The organism is Chloracidobacterium sp. N (assembly GCF_018304765.1).
Taxonomy (GTDB): Bacteria; Acidobacteriota; Blastocatellia; order Chloracidobacteriales; family Chloracidobacteriaceae; genus Chloracidobacterium; species Chloracidobacterium aggregatum.
On the sequence record NZ_CP072642.1, the window covers coordinates 675,065 to 701,458 of the forward strand.

21 protein-coding genes are annotated in these 26,394 nt (G+C 64.1%); 9 read left to right on the forward strand and 12 right to left on the reverse strand.

The window, feature by feature from the left end:
• Nucleotides 1-26: 26 nt before the first annotated feature.
• Nucleotides 27-1,469, reverse strand: a complete 1,443-nt coding sequence (locus J8C05_RS02890) for a S41 family peptidase (RefSeq protein ID WP_211422703.1) — start codon at nt 1,467-1,469, stop codon at nt 27-29.
• 198 nt (nt 1,470-1,667) lie between these two features.
• Here J8C05_RS02890 and J8C05_RS02895 point away from each other — a divergent pair, with 198 nt between their 5' ends.
• From J8C05_RS02895 to J8C05_RS02925, 7 genes are all read left to right on the forward strand, one after another.
• Nucleotides 1,668-2,039 carry a PilZ domain-containing protein gene (locus tag J8C05_RS02895; protein ID WP_211422704.1) on the forward strand — a complete coding sequence of 124 codons (372 nt, stop codon included), beginning with the start codon at nt 1,668-1,670 and terminating at the stop codon, nt 2,037-2,039.
• 17 nt (nt 2,040-2,056) lie between these two features.
• Nucleotides 2,057-3,208 (forward strand): RcgR family putative quorum lactone hydrolase, encoded by a 1,152-nt coding sequence (locus J8C05_RS02900; RefSeq protein ID WP_211422705.1) that lies wholly within the window; start codon nt 2,057-2,059, stop codon nt 3,206-3,208.
• 93 nt (nt 3,209-3,301) lie between these two features.
• A complete protein-coding gene (locus tag J8C05_RS02905) occupies nt 3,302-4,306 on the forward strand; it encodes a PstS family phosphate ABC transporter substrate-binding protein (RefSeq protein ID WP_211422706.1) in 1,005 nt (334 codons plus the stop codon).
• Between the two features lie 24 nt (nt 4,307-4,330).
• Nucleotides 4,331-5,236 (forward strand): phosphate ABC transporter permease subunit PstC, encoded by a 906-nt coding sequence (gene pstC, locus J8C05_RS02910; protein ID WP_211422707.1) that lies wholly within the window; start codon nt 4,331-4,333, stop codon nt 5,234-5,236.
• The gene (pstA, locus tag J8C05_RS02915; protein WP_211422708.1) at nt 5,233-6,171 is read left to right on the forward strand and encodes a phosphate ABC transporter permease PstA; all 939 of its coding nucleotides are present in this window, start codon (nt 5,233-5,235) and stop codon (nt 6,169-6,171) included. Before pstC ends, pstA begins: the two co-directional genes overlap by 4 nt.
• A gap of 20 nt (nt 6,172-6,191) precedes the next feature.
• A complete protein-coding gene (gene pstB / locus J8C05_RS02920; protein ID WP_211422709.1) occupies nt 6,192-7,001 on the forward strand; it encodes a phosphate ABC transporter ATP-binding protein PstB in 810 nt (269 codons plus the stop codon).
• 152 nt (nt 7,002-7,153) lie between these two features.
• On the forward strand, nt 7,154-9,898 hold the full coding sequence (locus J8C05_RS02925; protein WP_211422710.1) for a M16 family metallopeptidase: 2,745 nt from the start codon (nt 7,154-7,156) through the stop codon (nt 9,896-9,898).
• Between the two features lie 24 nt (nt 9,899-9,922).
• On the opposite strand, the gene J8C05_RS02930 is transcribed toward J8C05_RS02925, so the two are convergent.
• From J8C05_RS02930 to J8C05_RS02945, 4 genes are all read right to left on the reverse strand, one after another.
• Complete coding sequence (locus tag J8C05_RS02930) at nt 9,923-10,780, reverse strand: SirB1 family protein (protein ID WP_211422711.1); 858 nt, start codon at nt 10,778-10,780, stop codon at nt 9,923-9,925.
• Complete coding sequence (locus tag J8C05_RS02935) at nt 10,777-13,203, reverse strand: hypothetical protein (protein WP_211422712.1); 2,427 nt, start codon at nt 13,201-13,203, stop codon at nt 10,777-10,779. Before J8C05_RS02935 ends, J8C05_RS02930 begins: the two co-directional genes overlap by 4 nt.
• A 108-nt stretch (nt 13,204-13,311) precedes the next feature.
• A complete protein-coding gene (locus tag J8C05_RS02940; RefSeq protein WP_211422713.1) occupies nt 13,312-13,959 on the reverse strand; it encodes a bifunctional 4-hydroxy-2-oxoglutarate aldolase/2-dehydro-3-deoxy-phosphogluconate aldolase in 648 nt (215 codons plus the stop codon).
• A gap of 2 nt (nt 13,960-13,961) precedes the next feature.
• Nucleotides 13,962-14,582, reverse strand: a complete 621-nt coding sequence (locus tag J8C05_RS02945) for a cyclase family protein (RefSeq protein ID WP_211422714.1) — start codon at nt 14,580-14,582, stop codon at nt 13,962-13,964.
• A gap of 443 nt (nt 14,583-15,025) precedes the next feature.
• Here J8C05_RS02945 and J8C05_RS02950 point away from each other — a divergent pair, with 443 nt between their 5' ends.
• The gene (locus tag J8C05_RS02950) at nt 15,026-15,547 is read left to right on the forward strand and encodes a peptidylprolyl isomerase (protein ID WP_211422715.1); all 522 of its coding nucleotides are present in this window, start codon (nt 15,026-15,028) and stop codon (nt 15,545-15,547) included.
• Between the two features lie 8 nt (nt 15,548-15,555).
• Nucleotides 15,556-16,608 carry a PP2C family protein-serine/threonine phosphatase gene (locus tag J8C05_RS02955; protein ID WP_211422716.1) on the forward strand — a complete coding sequence of 351 codons (1,053 nt, stop codon included), beginning with the start codon at nt 15,556-15,558 and terminating at the stop codon, nt 16,606-16,608.
• Here the strand turns inward: J8C05_RS02955 and J8C05_RS02960 are convergent.
• The 7 genes from J8C05_RS02960 to J8C05_RS02990 form a co-directional block, all read right to left on the reverse strand.
• Nucleotides 16,597-19,236 carry a HEAT repeat domain-containing protein gene (locus J8C05_RS02960; RefSeq protein WP_211422717.1) on the reverse strand — a complete coding sequence of 880 codons (2,640 nt, stop codon included), beginning with the start codon at nt 19,234-19,236 and terminating at the stop codon, nt 16,597-16,599. The two genes, J8C05_RS02955 and J8C05_RS02960, sit on opposite strands and share 12 nt — an antisense overlap.
• Nucleotides 19,237-19,265: 29 nt before the next feature.
• Complete coding sequence (locus J8C05_RS02965) at nt 19,266-20,243, reverse strand: glycosyltransferase family 2 protein (RefSeq protein ID WP_211422718.1); 978 nt, start codon at nt 20,241-20,243, stop codon at nt 19,266-19,268.
• Nucleotides 20,240-21,334, reverse strand: coding sequence for a glycosyltransferase family 4 protein (locus J8C05_RS02970; RefSeq protein WP_211422719.1), 1,095 nt, complete (start codon nt 21,332-21,334; stop codon nt 20,240-20,242). Before J8C05_RS02970 ends, J8C05_RS02965 begins: the two co-directional genes overlap by 4 nt.
• Before the next feature lie 40 nt (nt 21,335-21,374).
• Entirely contained in the window at nt 21,375-23,972 is a 2,598-nt protein-coding gene (locus tag J8C05_RS02975; RefSeq protein ID WP_211422720.1) for a serine/threonine-protein kinase, read from the reverse strand.
• A 256-nt stretch (nt 23,973-24,228) separates the two neighbouring features.
• Nucleotides 24,229-25,635, reverse strand: coding sequence for an amidophosphoribosyltransferase (gene purF, locus J8C05_RS02980; RefSeq protein WP_211422721.1), 1,407 nt, complete (start codon nt 25,633-25,635; stop codon nt 24,229-24,231).
• 80 nt (nt 25,636-25,715) lie between these two features.
• A complete protein-coding gene (locus J8C05_RS02985; RefSeq protein ID WP_157850588.1) occupies nt 25,716-25,886 on the reverse strand; it encodes a hypothetical protein in 171 nt (56 codons plus the stop codon).
• A gap of 29 nt (nt 25,887-25,915) precedes the next feature.
• On the reverse strand, nt 25,916-26,377 hold the full coding sequence (locus J8C05_RS02990; protein ID WP_211422722.1) for a DUF6677 family protein: 462 nt from the start codon (nt 26,375-26,377) through the stop codon (nt 25,916-25,918).
• Nucleotides 26,378-26,394 lie beyond the last annotated feature (17 nt).

Below are 26,394 nucleotides of genomic sequence, written 5' to 3' on the forward strand. Positions count from 1 at the left end.
TGAAAAGAACATCCAAAAGGGCCGTCTCAAAAAACGAATGCGCAATTGGCCATGACCGGGGATGGGCTGTCAAGCCCGCCAACTTCTTCTGAAGCCGGCTTTCCGGCGCTGTGTCCGCCCATCCATACCGGAACGGGCAGGTGTGGCGTCCAGCCGGAACCGGACGGACAGCCGGGGTGCAGCCGGGAGCCTTGCCCCTGGCGCTGTAGTTTCAGCGCAAGCTGTTGCATAGCATGGCGGAGATCAACGTCAATGTTCCGGCGTACGTCTTCAAGGGTCAGCTTGACCGTGACATCAGGGGTGACACCCTGCCCTTGGAGTCGCACACCGCGCACCGTGCGGTAGTCGCGGATGCTGATCTGCACTTTGCCGCCATCCGGGAGTGGTTCCTGGATGCTGGCCAGTACGGCCCCGGCCGTCCGCCGTCCAATGACCGTACCGCGCCCGGTTTCCTGAACGGCCGCAGCGAAAATTTCGGCGGCGCTGGCCGAGTGTTCGTCAATCAGCACCAGCACCGGCCCGGCAAAGGCCTGCCGGTTGCCGCTGACCCGCATCCGCAGTGGCTTCTGGTTACGCTGGATGAAATCGCCAAAAACCACGTCCTGGCGGTAGATGAGCCGCAGACAGTCAGCGAGCACATCGAGCAGGCCGCCGGTATTTTCGCGCAGGTCAAAAATCAGACCGGCAGCCTGTGGATTGGACGTGATGTGCTCTTCCAGCCAGTCGGCCGTTTTCGGTGCAAACTCAGTGAACCGCAGGTAAAGGACGCCATCGGGAAGGTACTGCGCCCGCTGTTCCGGTGTTGTGGCGAAGGGGCGGCAGATGACTTCAACCCGCTTGGGACGGTCGTTCGGGTCAAGAAATTTGAGTTTGACAGACTGACCCGCCTGGAAGCGTTGCCCCGGCCTGAAGCCGGTGAAGGGCTGCCCGTCCATTTCGGCTATGATCCAGCCCGGACGAATGCCGGCTTCGTGAGCGGCCGAACCGCCGAGCGTGTGCGTGATCACCCATTGCCCTTCGAGCTTGCGCAACTGGATGCCAAGACCGACCCGCGCGCCCTGCTTTTCTTCCCGTACGCGGCTGGGCGGCAGGGCGAAGGTATGTTGGTCGTCGAGTGTTGCCAGAAGCTGATTGATCACACGGTAGAGGGTGGATTCATCCCTGGCTGCCAGTGCCTGTTGCCGGAACTGCTGGGTCAAATCCCGCCAGTTCGCGCCGTGCAGCCGGGGGTCGTAGTACCGGCGCTCAATCAGCCGGCACACCGTATCGAAAACCCGTACATTCTGCTGGGCGCTGACCGTCGTTTCCCGGCTCGTTTCCCGGCTTGTTGCCCAGCTTGTCGCCAGAACCGGCGGATAGACCGGCCACGGGAAACTGCCAGCCAGCAGCAGCCCCAGCGCCACACCAAGGAACGTTCGCCAGAGGCGCTGGCTGCACCTGCCTTGGCTTGATGGAAAACGATGCTGCATAGTCAAGCCCCGGATAACAGACCGTTGAAGGAGACAGATGAAACTAAGGCCGATCATCTGGTTTTGGCAACGGAAAGCTGGAAAAGCATCGCCGGGCTGTGGTTGCATAAAGGGTTGTGCAGGTTGACCCGGAAAAATCATGAAGGCCAAACCCCGGCATGCGACGCTTGACCAACAAAGGGGAAGTTCAGACGCGATATGATGGAAACCGACGAGTCAAAGTTTGAAAGCATGCGGCGTGAAAACCGGTTGACGTGCCACCTGCCCGCCGTGGTCGAAGGGCGTGACAAGGATGGTCTCAAACGGGATACCGCCGCCCAGTGTGTTTCGATTAGTCGGCGTGGGGCCTGTGTCATCACCCCGCTGGAAGTCACGGTTGGCGAAAAACTCACCCTGGCGCTGCCGAGCGTCAATGCCGAGCGCAGGGAAATGATGGTCGTCGCGTGGATTCGGGAATTTGAGGGCCAGCGGCACGTCGGCCTGGGACCGATTGACGAAGATACCTTCGTCATTTTCAGCGATGCCGCCGTAACGGGCGGGGCCGCCGGTGAAGCTTCGGCAGCCGGTTAGGAGAGCAACCCGCTGCCATGCTGAAGCGACTCATTCAGTCCTGGGAACTCCGCCTGTCGAAGGTGGACCGCCACCGGCGTGCTTCACCCTTTGCCTGGGGACTCGACCACCTCACCAGCCACAGCGAGCACCTGCCGGCGCCCCTGCCGGTGGCCGATTTTCCCCATCCGCCGGACTTTCTGCGCGAGTACGTCCGGCAGACCCTCGCCGCCGGGGAACGCTTCTTCGCACCGCCGCCCCTTGCGCAATGGCACCTCCATGACGGGTGGCTGACCTTTCCCAGCTCGATTCAGACGCCGGACGAACCCAACAACCTGGCTTGGGCGCGTTACTTTCCGGTTCGGGAACGGCCGGGCGCAACAACCCGCCCGCCGGTTGTGCTGGTGCTTCCCCAGTGGAATGCCGACTACGCCAGCCACGTTTCGGTCTGCCAAGGGCTGAATGCCTTTGGCATTGCGTCCGTCCGGTTGAGTCTGCCCTACCACGGCAGCCGGCGGCCCGTGCATCAGGTACGCGCTGATTACATGGTCAGCCCCAACCTAGGGCGTACCCTCCAGGCCGTCCGGCAGGCCGTTCACGAAGTGCGGCTCGTGCTCGACTGGCTCGAAAGCCAGGGCTACCACCGCTTCGGCATCATCGGGACGAGTATCGGCTCCTGTGTGGCGTTTCTGGCCTACGCCTTTGACCCACGCCTGCAGGTTGCGGCGTTCAACCACGTGTCGAGCTACTTTGCCGACGTGGTCTGGACCGGCATTTCCACCAGCCACGTCCGGGCCGGGTTGGAACAGCACGTCACCCGCCATGACTTGCGCGAGTACTGGCTGCCGATCAGCCCTTTCCCCTACATTGAGCGGCTGGGCCGCCCGGAAAACCGGAGCAAAAAGACCCTGCTCATCGCGGCGCGCTACGACCTGACGTTCCTGCCACACCTGACCCGCCATGCCCTGAGCGAGTTTGAGCGCCACCGCGCGCCGTACACTTCGGCCTGGATGTACTGCGGCCACTACACCACCGGTGAGACGCCGTTCAAGTTTCACGACGGCTACCTGATGATCAACCACATGCGCAAGCATCTGAATCCGGGCGGCCATGTCGTGCGGCAGGCCCTGAAAAGCCAGCTTCCGGCGGTGCTGCGGCCACGCTCGCGGGCGCTTCGTCCGCCCGCGTAGGACCCTGGTTGGTCTGCGCCTGTTACATCCCTGAAAAAACGCCGTAACACCCATCGCGCTTGCTTGGCGCATCTTCCCGGCCGAGGTGCGCCTATGTGGTTTCAGTCCCTGTTGGTTGTCGGGCTGGCGCTGATGACGGCGACGACCCCCTATTGCGCTCCGGCAGGGCGCGGTTTTCCGGTCATCCGCGTGGACGGCTCCAGCACCGTCTATCCACTGGCCGAAGCCGTCGCCGAGGAGTTCCAGCGGAACTATCCGGGCGTGCGCGTGACCATCGGCGTCTCCGGCACGGGCGGCGGCATGAAAAAGTTTTGCCGTGGAGAAACTGACCTGGCCACGGCTTCGCGCCCCATCGCCGCGTCTGAACGTGAAGCATGTCGCCAGGCCGGGCTGGCCTATTACGAACTGCCTATCGCCATGGATGCCATCGTCGTCGTCACGCATCCCGGCAACGTCCAGGTGTCGGCCATGACGCTCGATGAGTTACGGCGCATCTGGGCCCCTGAAGCCCAGGGACGCATCCGCCGCTGGTCGCAGGTCAACCCGGCGTGGGGCGACCGCCCGCTCAACCTGTACGGCGCCGGAACCGACTCCGGGACGTTCGATTACTTCACCGAAGTCGTCAACGGCAAGGCGCGGGCCAGTCGCGGCGACTACATGGCGTCCGAAGACGACAACGTGCTCGTGCAGGGCATTGCCGGCGATCCCAACGCGCTGGGGTACTTTGGCTTTGACATCTACTACGAAAACCGCGACCGGCTGCGTCCCGTCCCGATAGCGCGGGCTGCCGGCCAACCGCCCGTGACGCCGACCGTCGAGACAATCCTCTCCGGGGCGTATGCGCCGCTGGCGCGGCCGCTGTTCATCTACGTCAACGCGCGCTCCCTGGAACGCCCGGAAGTTGCCGACTTCGTTCACTTCTGGCTCGAACACGGCGCGGCGCTGGCGGACGAAGTGCACTGTGTGCCGCTGCCGCCGGAAGCCTACGCTGCCGTCCGTCAGCATCTGGCCAACGGGCGCGTCGGCAGCGTCTTCACCCATCGCCCGGCGGTGGCAGTTTCCATTCAGGATTTGCTGACCTGGCCGGCCGCGTTGTAGGCGGCAGCCGTGGCTGAAACCGATATGCCAAAGCGACAGCGAAGCTGGCGAAACTGGTGGGAAACCGGCATCGAGTGGCTGCTGGCCGGTGCGGCGCTGGTGGCCGTACTGACGACACTGGGCATCGCCGCTGTGCTGATTGGCGAGTCGCTGCCGTTTTTCAGGGTGGTTTCCTGGCGCAGCTTTCTCACCGACACGCAATGGACGCCGCTTTTTGCCGAGCCGCGCTTTGGCATTGGCGTTCTGCTGTCGGGAACCATCACCAGTTCCGCCGTGGCGCTGGCTGTTGCCATTCCCTGTGGCACGTGGCTGGCCCTGTATCTGTCGGAATTTGCCACGGGACGCTTCCGGGAAAGCGTCAAGCCCATCCTTGAACTGCTGGCTGGCGTGCCGACGGTGGTGTTCGGGTACTTTGCGCTCTACACCGTCACTCCGCTGCTGCAAAAGCTGTGGCCGGCGCTGCCTGGCTTCAATCTGCTCTCGGCCGGGCTGGTCATGGGCGTGATGATCGTGCCCTACGTGGCCTCGCTCAGCGAAGACGCCCTGCGGGCCGTCCCGATGAGCCTGCGCGAAGGCGCTTACGCTCTGGGTGCGACACGCCTGCAAGCCGCCTGGCAGGTGGTGCTGCCGGCGGCGTTTTCGGGCGTGGCGGCGTCGTACGTTCTGGGTGTCTCCCGCGCCATCGGCGAAACGATGATCGTGGCGATTGCGGCCGGACAGCAGCCGCGCCTGACGTTCAACCCACTCGAACCGGCGGCGACCGTCACGACCTACATCGTCCAGGTGTCCAAGGGGGATGTGCCCTACGGCAGTCTGGGCTACCGGACGATTTTTGCAGCGGCGCTGGTGTTGTTCATCCTGACGCTGGTGTTCAACCTGGCGGCGGACTGGGTCCGCCGCCGGCAGCGTGTTCAGGGGTGTGTCCTATGACGAACCCGGCAACGATTGGCCGCCTGGGGGACCGCGCCGCGGCGCGCATCCGGTGGGCCAGGCAGCTCGAACGGGGCTTTGTGCTGGGGGCCTGGGCGTTGCTGGGACTGCTGGCGGTGGTGTTTCTGTCCCTGTTTGCCGGTGTGCTCCAGACGGGGTGGGAGCGTTTGCAGCCGGATTTCTTTCTGACCTTTGCTTCCCGCCGGGCGGCACAGGCCGGGATTCTGGCCGCCTGGGTCGGGACGCTGGTGGTCATGGCGGTGACGGCAGCCGTGGCCCTTCCGCTTGGCGTGGCGGCCGGGGTCTATCTCGAAGAGTACGCCCGCCCGGGCCGCCTCACCACGCTGATTGAAGTCAACATTGTCAATCTGGCCGGTGTGCCTTCGATTGTCTATGGCTTGCTGGCGCTGGGGCTTTTCGTCCGCCTGCTGGGGCTGGGCGCGAGCATCCTGACGGCCGGCCTGACGCTGGGGCTGCTCATCTTGCCGATTGTTGTCGTGGCCACGCGCGAGGCCATCCGCACGGTGCCCCAGTCCATCCGGGAAGCGTCCTACGCCGTCGGCGCAACCCGCTGGCAGACGGTGTGGCAGCACGTCCTGCCGGCGGCGCTTCCCGGCATTCTGACCGGCATCATCATTGGCCTGGCGCGGGCCATCGGCGAAACCGCCCCGCTGGTGACGATTGGGGCCGTGACCTTCATTGCCTTTCTGCCACCTGCACCGTTCTCGCCCGAAGCGCCGTTTCTGTCGTTTGACTGGCTGTGGGCGCCGTTTACGGCGCTGCCGATTGTGACCTTTGACTGGACTTCCCGCCCCAATCCGGCTTTTCGCCCCAATGCGGCGGCGGCGGCGCTGGTGCTGACCTTTCTGACAGCGGTGATGAATGCCACGGCGGTCTGGCTGCGCTATCGCCTGCGCCGGCAGCAACTCTGGTAGCGTGGGAGGTTTTCCGGCCTATGAACAACAGCGTCCAAAGACAGCCGGCCAACAGCCATGAACCATCCCACGTTCTCAAGGCCGAAACCCGCAACCTGAGCTTCTTCTACGGAGACAAGGCCGCCCTGCGGGAAGTCAACCTGCCGGTGCACGCCCGGCGCGCAACCGCCCTCATCGGCCCTTCAGGGTGTGGCAAAAGCACCCTGCTGCGCTGCTTCAACCGGATGCATGATCTCTATCCGGGGCATCGCTACCAGGGCGAAATCCGCCTCTATCCTGACGACATCAACCTGCTCGCCCCGGAAACCGATCCCATTCTGGTGCGGTCGCGCATCGGCATGGTCTTCCAGAAGCCGAATCCCTTTCCGAAGTCGGTCTTTGAAAATGTCGCCTACGGGCTGCGCCTGCGCGGCATCCGCCAGACCGCCGAACTGGAAGCACGGGTTGAACGCGCCCTGCGGGATGCCGCCCTGTGGGATGAAGTCAAGGATCGGTTGAAGGACTCCGCCTACGCGCTTTCCGGCGGGCAGCAGCAACGCCTGTGTATCGCCCGTGCGCTGGCCGTTGAGCCGGAACTGTTGCTGTTCGATGAACCGACTTCCGCCCTGGACCCGCTGGCCACGGCCAGCATCGAGGAACTGCTGCGCAACCTCAAGGTGCACGTCACCACGCTTATCGTCACCCACAACCTGCAGCAGGCGGCGCGGGTGGCCGAGTTCACCGCCTTTATGTATCTGGGTGAACTGGTCGAGTTCGGACCCACCGAAGTGCTTTTCAACGCACCATCCCAAAAACAAACCGAGGATTACCTCGCCGGACGGTTCGGCTAGGCAACGGCTTTTTTCACTGTGCCGTCAGATGCCATTATCTCTGCTCCGATGTATCAGGCCGGCAGCAACTTGCCGCCCGGGCACGGAACGGACTACGGTCACAGACCCGACACCAGTCCGGGGACACGCCGGACGGGTTTGGAAGGTTGCCTATGTCGTACGTACGTTGTGTCTGGCTGTTGTTGCTCCTCGTCGGTTGGGCAATGGGTGAGCCGGTGGCCGGTCAGACCCGCCGCCGAACGTCTCCGCCGGTGACATCGCCAGCCCCGGCGCCGGCCAAGCCGTCCCCCATTCGCGGACTCGTGGAGCAGACCCAGCGCGGTGTGCTGACGCTGATTCGGTTCAGCAACGGGTTGCGTCTGGTCTGTGGTGAACGGTACAGCACGGAACTGGTGGCCGTTGCGGCGCGGCTTGGTTTTGGTGACGCTGACGAACCGGAGACTGCATCCGGTGTGGCGTGGGTTGTCGCGCATGGGCTGCTGGCAGAAGCCGATGCAGCCGAACTGGCCGCCATTGGCGCTACGGTTGAAACCGTCGTCGAGGCACACGGGGCCACCCTGACCATCACCGCGCCAGCAAAGCATCTGGCAACTGCGGCCGGCGTGCTGCTGCGCGCGCTGGCACGTCTGGAGTTTTCCGAAGGGCAGCTTCAGAAAGGGCAGGTACAGGCCGCGCGCCATCATCTGGAAAGTCGCCTGCATAGCGGCCATCTGTCCCGGTCGGCCTGGCTGGCGCTGGCTGCCGGACGCCAATCGGGTGTCCCCGACACAGAAGCCCACTTCAAAGCCATCAGCCTGGAAACGGCCCGCGCGTTTCACACGGCGCACATGTCGCCCCGCCGGACGGTGCTGGCCGTGACCGGGAACCTCAATCTGGCCGAGACGTTGCGCGTCGTCGCTGAGGTCAATGCCGGCTGGAAGCCGGAAGCGGCGGCAGCCGCCACGCCCCGGACATTGACCGGCCGGCAGTACCGCGCCGACCGCGGCCCGCAAAACCACACCTGGGTTCACCTGGGCTACGTCCTGCCGACTCTGCGGGATGAGGAGCGCGCAGCGTTGGACATCATCCGCGCGGCTCTGGCGCTTGGCGTGCGTTCCCGGCTCCAGGATGCCTTGATTGAAAACCGCCAGATTGCTTCTGAAATCCAGACGCACCTCGAAGCCATGCCGCAGGGCGCAACCTTCTGCGTGGGTCTCAACGTGCAGCCGGAGCGCCTTGACCGGGCCGAGGCGCTGACGCTTGAAGCCATCGAGCGGTTGCGCCGGGAGCGCCTCTCAAACGGCGAACTTCAGCGGGCGCGGGCGCAGCTTGAACTCGAACGCGCCCTGGACGGCGACCGCCTTGGCGACTGGGCGCAGCAGCTCGCCCGGGTTGAATCCACTTCCGGGTTGGTGGCCTGGCTGGATGACCTCGACCGCATCGGTGAACTTGACGCCGAGCAGGTGCGTGCCGTCGCCGCCAGGCATCTTGTCGCCTCCCGGCTGGTCGTCCACGAGTACGAAGCCGTCACCGCACCGCTGCGTACGTTTACGCCGGAAAAGTTTTTCGAGACCGTCGGGCTGCTCGTGCCGGGAACGCTGGCGGCGGACATCCCGGCCGGTGAGACAACCGATGCCCCGGAAACAGTGGTCGTGCCCAGCAAGGCTCCGCCAAAGGCGAAGGAAAGCGGGTTGCCTGTCATCCTGCCCGCCGAACCGGTACGTGAATATGTGACCCTGCGCGGCCCGCGTGTGCTCGTGCGTCCTGATCCATCCAACCCGCTGGTGTCCATCGGGCTGTATTTTCAGGGCGGGCGCTTCATTGAAGATGAGCGGACTGCCGGGATAACCGAACTTATGCTGCGCGTCATGCGGCGCTACACGGCAAAACAGATGCCGGACGGCATCCTGGATGAACTGGAGCGCCTTGGCGGCCGCTTGCACATCGTCAACGAGCGCGATTTCTTTGGTTTTGAGCTGTGTGTGCTGGCGCGTCATGCCGAAGCCGCCCTGCGCCGGCTGGTGGCACTTGTGGAGCGGCCGGCTTTTGAGGCGGCTGGCGTCAAGACCGAGCGGGAACGGCTGCTGGCTGAGCAGAAAGCGGCTCGTCCTCTGGAGTTGGCCGTCTGGCTGGCCAGAAAGAGTCTGCTGCCGTCGCACCCCTATGGTTTCCCGGCGCTGGGCGTCAACGGCACGGTACGCAACCTTGACGAAAGCGCCGTGCAGCGGTGGTATGCCACAACCGTACAGCGCCAGTTGCCGATTCTGGTCATCGTCGGCGGCACGCAAGGCTCAGCACTGGTGACGCGCGACATCACCGAGGGCTTTATGCGCCGCGAAACCGACACGTCCCTCAAGGCGCGTGTCGCGCAACCGGCGGCGTCTCCCATCGTCCAGGAAGTCACCACCGGAACGCGCGACATCGTAGCCTGCGCACTGGGGACACCGGGCGGACGCGAGGCTGACCACCGGTGGAATGTGTTGGCGGCCTGGCTGAACGACCGCCTGAAGTCCGACGCTTCGGACCGGGAAGTGTTCCGGGTGCAGTTCAGCCCGGCGTTGCAGCTTGGTGAACTGCTGGTCATTGGGGAAGGTGAGCCGGAAGATGCGCCCGGAGTGAAGGAGCGCATGGCGCGCGCCATGCGTGATCTTGTCAAACAGCCGCCATCGGCTGATGCCTGGCGGCGTACGGCGCAGGAAATGGCAACCCGTACAGCGGAGACGACGGATACCGTCCGGGGAAGAACCCGGGCCTATGCAACGGCCGTCTATCTGGGAAGCGCCGCTTCCGAGGTGGACACGGCTGCCGCCGGCATTCGCCAACTGCCCCTGCCGGAGGCTGAAACCTGGCTGGGCCTCACCATTGAGGCCGCCGGGCGTGGCCTCGTGCGTGGAGCGCGGCTGGCGCGCCCAAAGTAAACCGGACCGCCATCGGCTTTGCGCCTAGTTCCACCGGGCCAATTCCCGTTTGGCTTCGTTGATATGTGCTTCAAGGATGCGGTGCTGGGTTTCGGAGCTGGTGTTTTGTTTCTGCTCTTCAAGCCAAATCACGGCCTCACTCCAGCGTTCGAGCTGGAGGTACAGCAGCCCGATGTCGCGCCGGATGTAGGGGTCCTCCGGGCAGACGATGAACTGCATGCGGCGCGCACGTAAGGCCGTTGTCCAGTCCTTGGCTTCAAGGCTGATGCGGTAGATGTTGTTGAGCATCCGCAGGAACATGTCGGCCGGTTGGGCCACTTTCAGGTGTTCGGCGCACAGTTCCACCTCTGGCCCGTGCACTTGGTGAAGCAACTGCTGCAAGCCGTCATTGTCCAGCCACCGGCACTGGTGGAAGGGATCGAGATAGCCGACGCCATCGGGGCCGCTGTAGCGCACGAGAAAGTGCCCCGGAAAGTTGATGCCTTCGCACCGCAGACCAAACCGGGCAGCCAGTTCGATGAAAACGACGGAAAGGGTAATGGGAATCCCCACCCGGCGGGTCAGCACGTCTTCGAGGAAGCTGTTGCGCCGGTCATCGTAGTTTTCCGTGTTGCCACGAAAACCAAGCGCCACAAAGCCTTCGGCCACGGCTTCGATGGTAAGCGGTTCGGGCTGTCCGGTCTCCTCGGCCCACTCCCACAGCGCATCGGCCAGAGCATCGAGTTGTCCCGGAATGGCCGCGATGTCCCGCTCCGGGGCTGCCACCCACATCACACTGGCCGCAGCCCAGGCGAGTGCCGGCTGGTAGTTATTCGCGTGCCACACTATGGAGAGTTCTTCCAGCCGCTGCCTGAAGCGGCGTTCAGTAACCAGAGACATCATAGCTTGGAAGTATCTGGGGCAGATTCAGCAGGGGCAAACGAATCGCAGCCCGGACTTTCGGCATTGGCATCCCCGGCGGATACCGGCAGGCAGCGCAGCGTGCCCGTTTCATCGAGGTAAAACGTCTGGTCGCCGGTGCGGTCTGGTCCCGTTCGGACGGCTGGAAAGGCTGTCAGCGAGAAACCGGCTGGCTTGCCGTCTCCGGCCGGGCGCAGCACAATCGGGCCCAGCACATACCCACGGTAGGGCAGGCGGGTCATGAGTTCGACTTCTTCGCCAAAGTTGCGGCTGCCGTCGGCGCGTTTGGCCAGTGTCGGAAGGCTGTCGGAGTAGTTGCCCTTACCGGCACCACGCGCATATTCCATCTGGGCTTCGTAGATGGCCCGCAGCACCTCACGTACGCCCTGTTCGTTGGCCCGGCGCTCATCGGCCGCCGAACTTGCCCCCCACCCGGCGCCGGCAATGCCGACGAGATAGGGCAGGGACACATCCACCACATTGGTGATCACCCGCCCTTCACGTCCGATGTGGGTAAAGACGGGAAATGGCGTCAGTCCTTCAAGAAACACCTGGTAGCGTTTGGGGGTTTCGTTGCGCAGTTCGGTCAGGGCCTGGGCCAACAGCCCTTGGGAGACATACGCACTGCCCATGGCGTCGGCCGGACGCGCCCCGAAGCCGACGTTGAAATCTTCCCAGCGGCCCAGGGTTTGCCCGCGCCGGTAGCTGTCAATGACCCATTTCACGTCGCTGGTGCGGCCGGCAACGAGCACGTTGGCAACCACCGACACGGCAAAGGCGTTTTCTTCATCCTCATTGCTGCCCTCGAACAGCCAGATGGTTTCGCCTTCGTAAGTCTTCACACGGGGGTCAAAAATGGGCCGCGGTAGCGTTCCTTCGGGCGGTTTGGCAATGGCCTGCCAGGCCTTTCGGTCGGCAGCCTTGCGTGCTGCCGCCGAGAAAATTTTGGCAAACGCCTCCCGCAGCGCCTGGGGATTGTTGCTGACGGCAAAGGTGGCCACCCGGAAGTTGTCTGTGAACGGCAGGGTAGTGCCGGTATTGACAACCTCTCTGACTTGCAGACCGCCTACGGCCAAGGTGATTTCGCCAGTCAGGGCAGCAGCGATTTCCTGGCGGAAGTTGACGCCAAACTTGCGTTCGGCCACCTGGATGTCGGTTTCGTACCTGGCGTTGAACGTCCCGGCCATCTGGCGCAGGGTGTCATAGACGCGCGTCGGGTTGACGCTCAGGGTGGCAAAAATCTGGGTGTCGTCCGGGAGGAAATCAGCCGCGCGTCCGCTCACGCGAGGGCCATCGGCAAAGGCCGGGAAAAGACCCTCGCTGGCGCGGTCGAGTCCAACGACGATGCGCTGCGTGACCCGTCCATCTTTCACACTGTAGGCAAAGCCGGTGCCATCCACCGCACCGATGCCGGACTGTGTGACGAGTTGGCTGATTTTGGCTGCAAATTCCGCCTCCGCACGGGCCTGCTCACGGGAAACCCGGTTGCCCGACGGAGAGGGCTTCAACAGTTCAGCAAACAGGTCGCGGACATACGTGCCGATGGTGGACGTGTTGATATAGACCATCCCGTTCCGGTTGTCCGTCAGTTGTTTCTGAACGTCCTCGAAGCCTCTGGCTTTACCGAGGGGGTTGAAGGTGGGCTGGGCCATCTGGGTGAGCCAGCGCGTCATCACCGGGCGGAAACCGACGGCAACGACCTGACCGCTGTGCGCCATGACCAGCGATTCGGTGGCTTTGGCCGCGGGAAAGGTAGTGGTACGGAAGCGTCCGGCACGTCCCGGAAGTGGCTTGACCCGCCTGGTATTCGTCACAAGCGTCGGCAACCACTGCTCCCCAAGCTGCACGAAGCGCGCGGCGGCAGCATTGTCGGGCGCAATGAGCACCACGACGAATTCGACTTCGGGTGTGGGGAACAAGCCGCCAACCGTGGATTTTTTCGGGTTTGGGGAAAGTATCAGTCCAAATCCGATGCGCGTTGCCGCGAGCGTGGCTTTGTCGGGAAAGCCAAAGGCTTCCAGGGCTTCGTCATAGCGTGTCAGGTCAATCGGCAGGGGGGAGTCGGACGCCGCCAGGAATTGCTTGAGGCTCTCCACGGCGAGGACTTCGTCTATGGCATTTGGCAGGCGCTCAAACTCGGCGTAGAGCAGCGCGTTGGCGGGAAAATACTCCGCCAGCGGGCGTGGCGTCGTGGTTTCAGTTGTGGCGGTGGGACCGGCGGGTGGCGTTGTTGTTGCCGGCGCTTTCCGTGCCGGCTGCCGCCGGGTGCGTTGGGCTTCCGCCAGATTCCAGTTTGAAAGGATGAGTGTCAGAAGAAGTCCTCCAGCGAGCAGAGAACGCCAGAGAGTGCGGGCTTGCCGGAAGCGATGCGTCCACGGAAAAACGTGGCACAGTGAAAAGTTCATAAAAGACAGCTCCTCAAAAAGGGCGACACCGGGCCGGATGTGATGAATAACACATTGCCTTGATACTGTGTGGCGTGGTGCGTGGCAAGGCCGGGCGCGAAGACAGGCTCAGTGGTGGGAAGATGTGGACAGCGCCGCAAGCTGCCGGGCGCGCTGGGTGAGGGTTTCGAGGTCGGGTTGGTTGCCGGTGGAAGGTGAAAACAGGCCACTCCCGACCGTGACCACCGACGCTCCAGCCTGGAGGTATTCCGCCACACCGGTCAGGTCAATGCCTCCGGCGGCCAGCAGGTGCAGATTGGGGATGGTCCGGCGCAGTTGCCCCACATAGACGGCCCCACCGAAGGAAGCCACGGGAAACACGCGCACGAGTTGCAGCCCCCGCTCGGCCAACCGGGCCACTTCGCGCGGAGTGGCACCGCCGGGAATGACCAGCACGTGATGTTTCCGGCAAAAATCCATCACCGGCGGGTTGTCGTAGGGCAGGGTCGCAAACTGGACATTCGCCTTGATGGCGCGGTCGGCCGCCTCGATGGTCGGGACATCCCCGATACCCACCGTGACTTCATCGGCGAACTGATGCCGGATGTCGCCGATGACCCGCATCGCGCCGGGAGTGTGGTAGGGAACCTCGATGATACGGATGCCACCGGCGATGACGGCACGCGCCGATTGCACCGCCATTTCGGCCGTCGCCGCCCGCAGGCTGACCACGATGCGATGGGTGAAAAACTGCTGAAGCAGGTCATGGGCGGTCATAATCAGCCCCGCAGGATGACACGCGCCGGTGCGCCGTCGCTGTCCATGAGCTTCAAGGGAAGACAGATAAGCTCATAATCCCCGGCATCCACAGCGCGTAAGTCCAGTCCTTCCAGAATGACCACCCCGTTGGAAAGCAGCTCGATGTGGGTGGCAAAGGTCGTGCTGCCGTATTCCTCGACGGAAAGGTAGTCAATGCCGACCAGCTTGATGCCATCGGCCACCAGCTTGGCGGCGGCCTCCGGCGTGATGAACACGTAGTCCGGGTTGAAGGTTTCCTGCTGCCAGAGCTGGGAGTTGCGGGTTTTGAACAGCACCCGGATGTGCTCACCCAGGTCCAGGCGCGAAAGCGTGTCAACGTCTATTTTCCGCGCCGTGACTTCCACCACCCGCACCCGCCCGACCATGATGTTGAGCGGAATTTCGTGCAGTTTGCGTCCGGTTTCGATGAAGTGAAAGGGAGCATCCACATGGGTGCCGGTGTGCGTGCCCATGCCACAGTAACAGACGTTGGCCGGATCGCCTTTGGACATCTGCGCCCGGGGTTCAAGCACCACGGGCGGGTCGCCGGGATAGACTGGCATCCGCGGGTGAACCGGAACGGTCACGTCGTAAATCTGCATAGTCCTGGTTCCTTCCTTGACAGCAGCCGATGCTAATGGCGTTGCCCAAGGGCTGTCAAACGGCGCGGTTCCACGACCAATCCGGGAAAAAGCCACTCCACTCCGTGAAATACCATTGCAACAGCCGGTTTGCATGCCTGGGGCAGCCTGTCCGGGAGGTGATCCGGCCGGGTTTGGCGGAGGGACGGTGTTCCGGCACGTCCGGCCGCTGGTGCCCATTGCGTCGCGCCGGGTCTCTCGTCACAATCGTGCAACGCAAGGATGTTTTGAGTCAGGGCAGCGGTTGCGGACATACTCGTTGGGAAACCGGGCGGGTGTTCCAGCCCGCCCCACGCTTGTGGCCACGCTACAGGGGCCGGGTTCGGCTTCCCCGGTTGGCTCCGCGGCATGGGATTGCGCCGGCTGTTACCTCTGGCTCGTCGTTCCACTTTACGGAGGTGATTATGCGTTCAGTTCGACTGGGCTGCCTGGTGTTTGGTGTGGCCCTTGGTGTGGCCTGTGGCGGCAATCCGCCCGAGCCGCCGAAAACCGAAGACAAGGTGGCCACACCCGCCAAACCGGTCCCCAAACCCTGTGATCCCAAAGACCTTATTCCCGTCAAGCCCGAAACCGTCCCGGAATCGCTGGAAGTCCAGCACATTCTGATCGCCTACAAGGGGAGCGGCGCTGCCAAAAACCCGCAGATCAAAGTCACCCGGTCGAAAGAGGAAGCCCGCAGGCTCTGGGAAAAAGTCTTCGAGGAGGCGCGCAACTGTGCCGACTTCAACAAGCTGGTCATCCAGTACAGCGATGATCCCTTCAAGATGAACGACAGCAAATACAACGCTTTTCCCGGCTTCTACGAAATCACGCCGAAGGGCGTTTTCGATGAGAACTTCAAGAAGTGCGCCCAGGGGTTGAGTCCGGGCAACATTGACAAGGTCGAAAGCTACTACGGGTTTCACATCATCCGGCGGAAGGCGTAAGCGGCGCTATGGCCCATGAAACGACGGCCTCGGCCGCGACTTCGACAGTTCGCTTTGCCTGCATCTGTGACCGGGGGCTGCAACGCACGTCCAACCAGGACCGGGCGCTGGCCGAAGTCAGCGCCCGGCTTTTCGTCGTGTGTGATGGCGTCGGCGGGAATACCGGCGGCGAAATTGCGAGCCAGACCGCCATCGAGACCGTCCGTGACACCTTCATTGCGCCTGACGAGCGCCCGCCCCTCGTGCGCCTGGAACGCGCCATTCACTACGCCAACCGGGACATCTTCGAGATGGCACGCCATGACCTCGATCTGGCCGGGATGGCCACGACGCTGGTGGCGCTGCACCTCGATGGCGAAACCGCATGTGTGGCGCATGCCGGCGACAGCCGGCTGTATTACTTTGCCGACGGCACGTTGACCCAGGTGACGGTTGATCATACGCCACTCCACGATGCCGTCCGCCGGGGGGAGTTGTCCCCGGCGGAAGCCGAGCAGCTTCCCAAGGCAAATGAGGTGAGTCGGGCGCTGGGCGTTCTGCCCGAAGTCGAGGTCGAGACCCAGACCTTCCCGCTGGCTGTCGGGTCACGTTTCCTGCTCTGTACGGACGGTGTAACCCGCCACATCACGAACGATGAACTGGAACGGCTCATGACTGTCTTCGTGGACAATCCCGACGGGCTGTGTGACGAAATCCACCGGTACTGCTACGAGCGTGGGGCCGAAGACAACTTTACGGCGCTCGTGGTCTGCGTTGACCCACCACTGCCGGCGCCGCCCCAGATCGCCGTTTCTCCGCCATCGCTTCAGGAACGCCTCGTGCGAACCCGGGAAATGAGCATTGTCCCCAGCTTCCCGGCCGACCGGACAACCGGCGAGCATCACCCGCTGCGCGAACTCGTCGAGGCCCGCCGCGCCCGTTCCCGGCGCGAGTGGATGCTGTACACGCTGGGCGTGCTCGTGCTCATGACGCTTTCTTTTGTCGCCGGCTGGTGGTTGGGGACGCAGCAGGTCAGTCCCGAAACCGCCCCGGCGACGGCTCCGGCGCGCCTACCCCGCTGACCGGCTGCGGACGGGTGCCCACTGGCGGGCGGCCGGAAGCCATGGCTGTCCGGCGTCGCTGCTGCGGATGATGCCGGAGGCGTCAACGTAAAAGGCCCGCCGTCCCGTCAGCCCCGCAAGACGCGGCGTTGCCAGAACAAAGAAATCGGCCGGCCCGAACCCCGTTGCCTCGGTCACATACAGGGCAAAAACGTAATCCTGGTCAACGAAAGGGGCTTCCAGACCGCGTTCCTGCTGCTGAAGCTCGGCCAGGGAGGCAAAACGCCCGCCGGAAGCCATCCGAAACGCCAGTTGGGCGGCGACGAGTCGCTCCAGATAGTCCATCACCTGGGCTTCATTGCGGGTCACACGGTCATCCGCGCTGAGGCTTCCAGCCGGAAGGGTGCGTCCCGGCGACACCCAGACGGGAGCCGTTCGCGCTTCCGGCAACCGGCGCAGGGGCAGCCGCCGGGCCGCAGTGGCCGTTGGCGCGGCCTTGCCCGCCGCCGTTGCGCGTGGGGCCGGGCGGGGCGTCGCCGTTTCCGGTGAACCGGCCAATCCCGGGGCCGGGCCGGGCGGGGCGCTTTCCCTGACTGTGGTGGAAGCTATCGGGCGGGAAGGTGGGGGGGCCGAAGCCGTTGCCACCGGCTGGGGCGCTGGTGGCGGCGCGGAAGGCACTTCATTGGCGGCTACCGTCGGCAGCGGTGCTGCCGATGCCGGCCGCGGGGAGTCCGGTGGTGGCGGTGGCAGCGGCAAGGGGCTGGTCAGGGAAGGGTCCAGTTCGGGCCCCGGCGGTGGCGCAACGTCGGCAATTGCCGAAAGCGTTCGGGACGGACCGGGCAGAATCACCCGTGGCAGCCGCAGCCGGTCGAGCGCCGCAACGGCCGCCTGTCGGACTTCCAGGGCAACGTCCTCCCGGGCCAGTCCGCGCAGGGTTTCGGCCAACGCCGGAGGTGTTCCCCGTGGCTCCGTGAGCCGCGAAAGCCACTCCACGCGCACGGCCGGGTCGGGTTCGGCGGCCAGCCGTTGGGCAGTTGCCTCAGCAAAACGCGCTGGATCGGTACGCGCCAGCGCTGCCAGCGCCGCACGCCGTACTTCCGGGTCACTGTCAGCCAGAGCTTCCAAGAACGTACCGGTAGCGGCTGGTGGAACGGTCACAACCATCAGCCCCAGCAGGGCCCCACGCCGCCGCAGGGCGTCGGGCGACGCAACCAGTCCTTGAAGCCGGAGTGGGCTTTCCGGCAGGGCGTTGAAAAATCCGACAATGGCTGTGCGCCGGCTCAGTACGTCGTCAAAGGCCATCCTTCCGACGGCTTCGACGACACCCACAAAGGCTTCTTCCGAGCCAAGCCGGGCGAGGGCAAAGGCAGCCGTGCTCCACAGGGTGGCATCGTCGGACTGAAACGCCGTCAGCAGCGCCGGCAGGGCCTGGCTGCCGCCAATGCGGGGCAGAGCCACAACGGCGCTGGCCCGGACGGCCGGGTTGGCATCCCCCAGCGCCGTCTGGACGGCTGGAAGCGTACGGGCGTCGCCGATTTTGGCCAGCGATTCAACGGCGCGGCGGCGCAGAAGGGCATCGTCCGCCGCCAGCGTTTGCACCAGAGCCTCGGTGGCACGGTCATCCTTGAAGTTGCCGAGCGCCTGTACCGCCAGCGTGCGCACAAGCGCATCGCCGTCACGCAGGCTGTCCACAATGGCGTCAAGCGTACGTGAGACAGCCAGCGCGCCAAGAGCGTCCACCGCCCGGGCGCGCACCCGCGCGTCTTCGTCCCGCAGGGCATCCACGAGACCGTCGGCCGCCGTCTCGTCGCCAATTTTTCCCAAGGCGAAGGCTGCGTTCTGGCGCACGGCGGCTTCCCGGTCGCGCAGGGCTTCGAGCAGGGGCAGGACGGCCTGCCGGTCGCGGAAGCGCCCCAGTGCCTCGGCGGCGCTGGCGCGGACGGTGCGCTCCTTGTCCAGCAGCAGTTCGCTGACGGCCGGAATGGCACGCGGATCACCCAGCATGCCGAGCGCCATGGCGGCGCGGCTGCGCACATACAGGTTGCTATCGCCAAGCATACGCAGCAGCGGTTCGACGGCCTCACGGCGGCCCAGCGCCCCCAGCGCTTCGGCGGCGCTCGTCCGTACTTCCGGCTCCCCGTCGGTCAGGCACTTGAGCAGTTCCGGCAGGGCCTGGGCATCACCCAGTTTGCCCAGCGCCTGTGCGGCGGCACTGCGTACGAGGGGTTCGGCGTCCTGCAGCCGCCGGCGCAACGGGGGAAGCGCCTCCGGCCGGCCCAGCCGGGCCAGGGCAAGGGCGGCTGCTGCACGCACATCCGGGCTGACGTCATCGAGTGCCGCCACCAGCGCCGGCAGCCCCAGTTCGCTTTTGAGATTGCCCAGGGCTTCCGCTGCCGCGCTGCGCACGAGAAAGTCACGGTCCCCCCGCAGGGCTTCCACCAGTGGTGTCACCTGGCGCTCATCGCCGGAGCGTCCGAGTTCTTCAACGGCCCGGCGGCGGGCTTCGCGGTCCTGGAGATCGGTAAACGTCCGGCGTCCATCCTGCGCCGTCACCGGGCGAGTGGATGCCCAACGTTCACCCATCACCATCCCTGCCATGAGCAGAACGGCGGCTACCCACCACCGCCGGCCAGACTCGATGTGCGACATGGTTTTGGTCTCCTTGTCTGTGCAGTACGTCAGTCAGAGGTTTCGTCCAGTGTCAGTTTGCCGTAGCGCCGTGCAATGGCGCGCGCCCGCCGGGCCTGACGCCACCGTTCAACTGGCGTCGGGAGCAGCAGACGCGCCAGCATTTTCCCCCGCGCCTGCCAGTCGGGAGCACCTGACCAGCTTGCCCACGCCAGCGCGGCGGCCCGCCGGCGCGCGCCGGCCCGGGCAAAAGCTTCAGCGTACGTCCAGGTGAGTTCGGCTGTAGCACGGCGGCGTTCAGTTTCGGACAGCTCCAGCCAGTCGGCCGTGCGGGCCTGAGCCACACGGGTTTCAGCCAGCATAAACTCCACGTTCCGGCTCGTGTTGTGACCGTGGCGACGCCAGGCGGCCCGGATGTCCGTATCCAGGGCAAAGCCTCCGACCCGGCACAGCCGGAGGTAGAGTTCATAATCTTCCAGGCGGGCCTGTTCGTTCCAGCCGAATTGGGTCAGGGCGCTGGTCCGGTACAGCACCGTGGCGCTGACCGGAGCGCCGCCCCGCAGAAGCATGGCGCGGGCGTCGCCATCCATATAGCGCGCCCACCAGCGCGTGTCGTCCACGATGTCGTTATCGGCATTGACAATCAGGGCATGGCCGTAGGCCAGAACGGCCGTCGGGCGCGTTTCCAACATCGTCACGCGCGTGGCGAGAAAATCGGGCAGCCAGAGATCATCCGAGCCAAGGTAGGCAAAATACGGCGCATCGCAGTGGGCAAGGGCTTCGTTGAGGGTGGCGCACAGTCCCCGGTTGGTTTCGTGGACGATGAGTTCACATGGAAACGGGCAATCGGCCAGCGTTCGGGCGATGATGTGCGGTGAGTCATCCGGCGAGGCGTCATCAATGACCAGCAGTTTGGTCGGGGGCTGGGTCTGCCGGACAATTGAGCGCAGGGCTTGGGCCACGAAACGGGCGTGGCGATAGGAAGGAACGGCCACGAAGACCGGAGCAGCGGCCACCACACACCTCATGCAGCCAGCACCGCGTCGTAAAAATCGCGCAACCGGGCAAGATACGCCTCAAAACTATAGTGCCGGTGGGCATGGGCTTGTCCACGTGCGGCCAGCGTCCGGCGGTAGTCCGCATCGTCCAGTACGTGGTTCAGTACCCGCGCGCAATCGGCGGCGTCCCCGGCGCGAAAAAGGGCGGCGGCGGTGCCATCGGCGGTAACTTCCCGGAGCGCCGGAATGTCCGAGGCGACACACGGCAGCCCGGCGAGCATGGCTTCAACCAGCGCCAGCCCGAAGGTATCGCTGCACGATGACAGAATGAACACATCGAGTTGAGGCAGGGCCTCGGCGGCCGGACGACTGCCGCAAAAGTCCACCCGGTCAAGGATGCCGGCGCGCGCACACAATGCCCGTGCCGCCGCCTCGCGGCGCGCATCCTGCGCCGCGCCCACCAGAAGACACCGGGCCGTCGGATGACGGGCGAACACCTCCGGCAGCGCCCGGCACAGCGTGGCGTGGTCTTTGACCGGCGTGAAGTTGGCAATCATCCCCAGAGTGGGGCCCAGAGTGGGGCCGTCAGGTTGGGAAACCGTGGACTGTCTCCGGCCTGCGCCCGGGTCAGGGACGCCATTGGGCACTACGGCGACATGTCGGGCCTGCGTCAGGCGCAGCCGTCCCTGTGTCAGATGCCACCGGTGGGCCGCCTGCGACACAACCGATACGGCATCGAGGCGGGGCAGCAGGAAGTTCAGCGCCCGGAGATTTCTGGCGTCATATTCGAGGTTGTGCAGCGTCAGGACGAGCTTGACCGGCAGGCCGCGCCGCGCCCACCACGCATGGAGGGCTTCAACGGCCTGGTTGGCATGAATCAGGGTGATGCCCTCGGCCCGGATGCGTTCGCGCAGCCAGCCGGCCAGAAAGGGATCGAATGGTGCGCGCCGCCGGCGGAAAAAGGCGTGCGGCAGTGCATGAAACTCAGCGGCCGCCGTGCCGTCGCCAAAGCCGGCCAGGCAGGCGCTGATCCCAACGTCCCCGGCCCGCCGGCAGGTGGACAGCACCAGCGTTTCGACGCCACCACGGTTGAGGGAGTCGAGCAGATAGAGAACCCGCAAGTGCTTCAAGGAAAGCGGAGAGGACTGGCGCCGGATGCGCCTAGGCCATCACATTGTCGCCAGCCGATGGTGGCGGCGACGGCGGCGGACTGATGAACGGCTGCATCAGTTGCTCCCAGCTTTGCCGGATGGGTTCCATAATGGCCTGAAACGCCGGGTTTTCGCGCAGCCGCGCCCAGTCGGGATTGGAAATAAACCAGGGATAGTTTTCGTTGCCAAGCGCCACGGCCCGGCGCAGCCAGTACAGCGCATCTTCGTCATCGCCCAGCGCCGCGTAGAGCGTCGCCAGCCAGTAGGCGGCATCGCCGTCGGCATTGGCAATTTCACGCACGGCATCATTGATGAGCGCCCGCGCCCGGTCAGGCTGCCCCTCGATGACGAAGGCCAGCCCGTAGATAGGACGGAAGCCATGGAGGTCGGGATTGCGCTCGAACAGTTCCCGGAACGTGCGCGCCGATTCTGCGTGCCGCCCCTGGTAGTAGAGCACCTGTCCCAGCACCATTGTGGCAAAAGGATGGTTGGGTTCGATAAACAGCGCCCCGTCGAGATGTTCCAGAGCTTCCTCGTAGTGACCCTGGTAAAGGGCAATGCGGGCGCGGTTGTACGACACCCGCACGACATCCGTTGGGTCAAGCCGCAGACATGCTTCGTATTCGGCCAGAGCCGGCCCGTACAGCCCATCCCACCGGTGCAGGTAGGCCGCCGTGTTGTGCGCCGCCGGGTCGTTGGGCGCAATGGCCAGCATGCGCCGCACCTGCTCGCGGGCGCGTACCTTCTCGCCCTTGAGCAGGTAGTAATAGACCATGTTGATCTGCGGCTCGATGAGCGAGTCATCGAGCGCCAACGCCTGCCGGAAGCGTTCCGCTGCGCGCTCGAAATACAGCGCCCCGCCAATGCCTTTCAGCACATATTCGACATAACACAGGCCCATGCCGGAATGGGCCAGGGCGAAGTTGGGGTCGCAGGCCAGCGCATTTTCAAACATTTCGGTCGCGGCGCTGAAATCATCCTTGAGCATCGTCTGGCGGAAACGCTGCAACTGGTTGCGTCCACGCAGGTAATACTCAAAGGCTTCCGCGTTGCGGGTCGTGGGCTTGGCAATGCGCTCCTGCTCGGTCTGGCTGATGCGGACACGCAGTTCTTCACAGATTTTCTGCGCCAGGGTGTCCTGCAACGTGATGATGTCCTGGGCGTCGAGGTCAATCTTGTCGCTCCAGAGGATTTCTCCGGTGTGAACGTCAATCAACTGGGGCGTGACGCGCATGCGCTGTCCCGACTTGACGTAGGCGCTGGTCATCACGGCATCCACCTGGAGTTCGTTGCCGACGTAGATCGGGTCGAGGTCACGCCCCTGGTACTTCGCCATGTAGCTTGACGGACGCACGACGATGGACTTGAGACCGGCCAGTTCGGTGATGACGCTGTCCGCAAGGGAAAAACTGTAAAAGTCCGTCTGGGGGTCGCCGCTCAGGTTGCGGAAGGGAAGAATGGCAATCGAACGTTTGTCGGATGTACGCCACGAACTGGGCATCGAGTCCCGGAGCGCATGACCTTTGTCGGCAATGTCGTCGGTTTTTTTCTCGGTGGGCGGTGGTTCAGCGGATTGGGGTGAACCGGTGGGGCGACTGGGCAGAACGGAGGGTGGGGTGTTTGTCTGACTGATGGGGGTCCGGTCAGCCGTGCCGCGCAGCCGGCTGATGAGCCGTCCCACAACGCCGCCCGTGAGCCAGTTGCTGCGTTCGTGGCGCGGAGCCACCATGGGCAGCAGGGAGTCGTCGGTCAGCGGTTGCCCGGTCTGCATCTGGACGGCGCGCAGGAGCTGCTTGAGGTCCGCCTGGAACTCGCGCATCGTCTGGTAGCGGGCCGCCACATCCTTGGCCGTCGCCTTTTCGAGAATGCCTTGCAGCCGTTCGGGAACGGCCGGATTGATGGACGACAGCGGCGGGAGCGGCTCATGCATGATGGCGTGCATGACATCCACCGTGCTTTTGCCCTGAAATGGGAGGCGGCCGGCTGCCATTTCGTAGATGACGATGCCCAGCGAGAACACATCCGAACGGGCATCAATCGTGCCGCCACGGGCCTGCTCCGGCGACATGTAACCGGCCGTGCCAAAGGGAACACCGGCCTGGGTCAACTCCATGACGGACTCATCGCCAATGTTTTTGGCCGTGGCTTTCGCCAGGCCAAAATCGAGAATCTTGGCCTGTCCACGCTCATTGACAATGACGTTGGTGGCTTTGACATCCCGGTGAATGACGCCCCGCTCATGCGCTGCGGCCAGCGCATCGGCCAGTTGGACAGCAATGGAGAGGGTGCTTTCCATATCCAGCGCCCGCCCCCGTACCATCTGCTTGAGGCGTTTGCCTTCGAGGTACTGCATGACGATGAAATGCAGCCCACGGTCCTCGTTGATTTCATAGACCGTGCAGATGTTCGGGTGGTCAAGCGCCGAAGCGAGCTGGGCTTCGCGGAGAAACCGCTTGCGGGTTTTTTCATCCGCCACCAGCTCGGCCGGCAGAATCTTGATGGCCACGATGCGTCGCAACCGGGTGTCTTCTGCCTGGTAAACTTCACCCTGCCCGCCTTCACCGATTTTTTTGAGCAGCTTGTAGTGGAGTAGGTACGTACCAATCATACGTCCACCGTCATGTAGCAACGCGGATACTGGAGATTCGGATTGGCGCACAGCACCTGCGCACCATCAGATGTGAGGAGATATGTCACTTCCGGTTGGCTTTTGCCCGTTGGCGGAAGCGATAGTAGATAATTCACCAGGGCTTTTCCACCAGAAAACGATGCTGCCGGAAGCCGCGACAGCACGGCCGGGGCGTCGCCGCCACGGTCGGTCGTGGCAAGGGCCCACCACCATACCCAACGGCTACGCCCGGTGGCTACGCCCGGTGGCTACGCCCGACCGCCCGCAGCGGGACGGGCAGCGGATACTTGCCGGTATAGCAGGCCGTACAGAACTGGAGCCCCTCATCCGCGCCACAGGCGGCCAGCAACCCTTCGTGGCTCAGGTAGCCCAGGCTGTCGGCATTGATGTATTGCCGGATGGCTTCCGTGGACTGGTTGGCGGCAATCAGCTCCGCCGTGGAGGGTGTGTCCACACCGTAGTAGCAGGGGGAAATGGTCGGCGGACAGCTTATCCGCAGGTGGACTTCCCGCGCCCCGGTCTGGCGGAGCATCTCGACAATCTTCCGGCTGGTCGTGCCGCGCACCAGCGAGTCATCCACCAGGACGACGCGCCGCCCCTCAATCAGATCGCGCACGGGATTGAGTTTGACCTTGACGCCAAAGTTGCGGATGGACTGCGTCGGCTCGATGAAGGTGCGGCCGATGTAGTGGTTGCGTACGAGTCCGAACCGGAAGTTGATGCCCGACTGCGCCGCATAGCCAATCGCGGCGGCTACACCGGAGTCCGGGACCGGAACGACGATGTCGGCTTCGACGGGCTGTTCCCGGGCCAGTTGCTTGCCCATTTTGTGGCGGCTTTTGTTGACGCTACGCCCGTAGATGCGGCTGTCCGGGCGCGCAAAATACACGTGCTCGAAAATGCAGAAGGCCGGCGTCTGGGGCGGCAGCGGATATTCGGCCTGCACGCCTTCCCGGTTGACGGCCAGAATTTCGCCCGGCGCAATGTCGCGGATGTAGGTCGCGCCGATGAGGTCAAAGGCACAGGTTTCCGAGGCCACCACCGTCGCTCCGTCCAGCTCGCCCAGGCACAGCGGGCGGAAACCACGCGGGTCGCGCACGACAAACAGGCTGTCCGGTGTGAGGATGAGAATGGAGTACGCACCTTCGAGTTCCCGGAAAACATCGGCAATCGCCTGCTGAAGGTGCGGCTGGCGTGACCGGGCGAGTTTGTGCAGGACGACTTCGGTATCGCTGGTCGAGGAAAAAATCGCACCTTCCCGCTCCAGTTCGGCGCGCATGGCCTCTGCAAAGGGGAAGTTCCCGTTGTGACAGATCGCCAGTTCACCCCGGTGGCATTTGATGGAGAACGGCTGGGCTTCGTTGAGGCTGACTTCTCCGGCGGTCGAGTACCGGACGTGCCCGATGGCGCAGTGGCCGGGCAGCCTGTCCAGGACCGGCTCGGTGAAGATTTCATTGACTTCACCCATGCCGCGTACGGCATGCAGGCGCTGTCCGTCACTCGTCACGATGCCGACGGATTCCTGCCCGCGGTGCTGCAGGGAATAGAGACCCAGGTAGGTGAGCCGGGCCGCTTCGGGATGCCCCCAGATGCCGAACACCCCACATTCTTCACGCAGCTTGTCCTGATACCAATCGTGCACCGCCAGACTCCATCGGTTTCATTCGCGCCTGGACCAGCGTCACCGGCGACCGTTGCTCCGTCCACAGGGTCAGACGCCGCTCAGGGAATGAAGTAAAAAAGCCAACTGATGACCAGCCCGACGCCGACAAAAGCGCCGAATGTTTTGAGGCCATACAGACATCGCTCACGGGTGGTTTCGGCTTCGTTGGTGATGGCGGCCAGGACCGTGGAGGTAAGCGCCGCAAAGGCCGTCATGACGAGAAAGTGCATGGTTTCAGTTCCGCGCCGGTCAGCGACCATCAGGCTTTGCGACCTTTGGCAATGTCAAACACATCGAACATCACCAGGTAGTTGAGCAGTCCGGCGACGACAAGAAAATACGTGCCGTATTCGTAGGTTGCGGCTTTGAACTCAAAGCTGACGCCAAAGCCAAGCCCCCGCAGTATTGGCTGAAGGACACCGATACCCATCTGGCCGAGGAGGCAGACCTTCGACAGGACATCCCGCAGTCCGAGCAGTTCGTCCGGGTCAAAGGGGGAGTAGAGGTGTCCGCGCATCCACAGTCCCAGCACGACCATCGTGTAGATGCTGCCGCCGATGAGCACGGCGCGCCCGTAGCGTCCCAGCAGGCCGTGCCCCAGTCCGGGCACCAGCCAGGCCGCCAGGCAGACCACAACCTGTCGCGGCAGGGAGACCGGAGCGAGGGTGGCAACCGGCGGCTGCTTCGGATCAAGGGGTGGAGCGTCAGAGGTTGGCATCATGGTGTGGGGCAAAGACC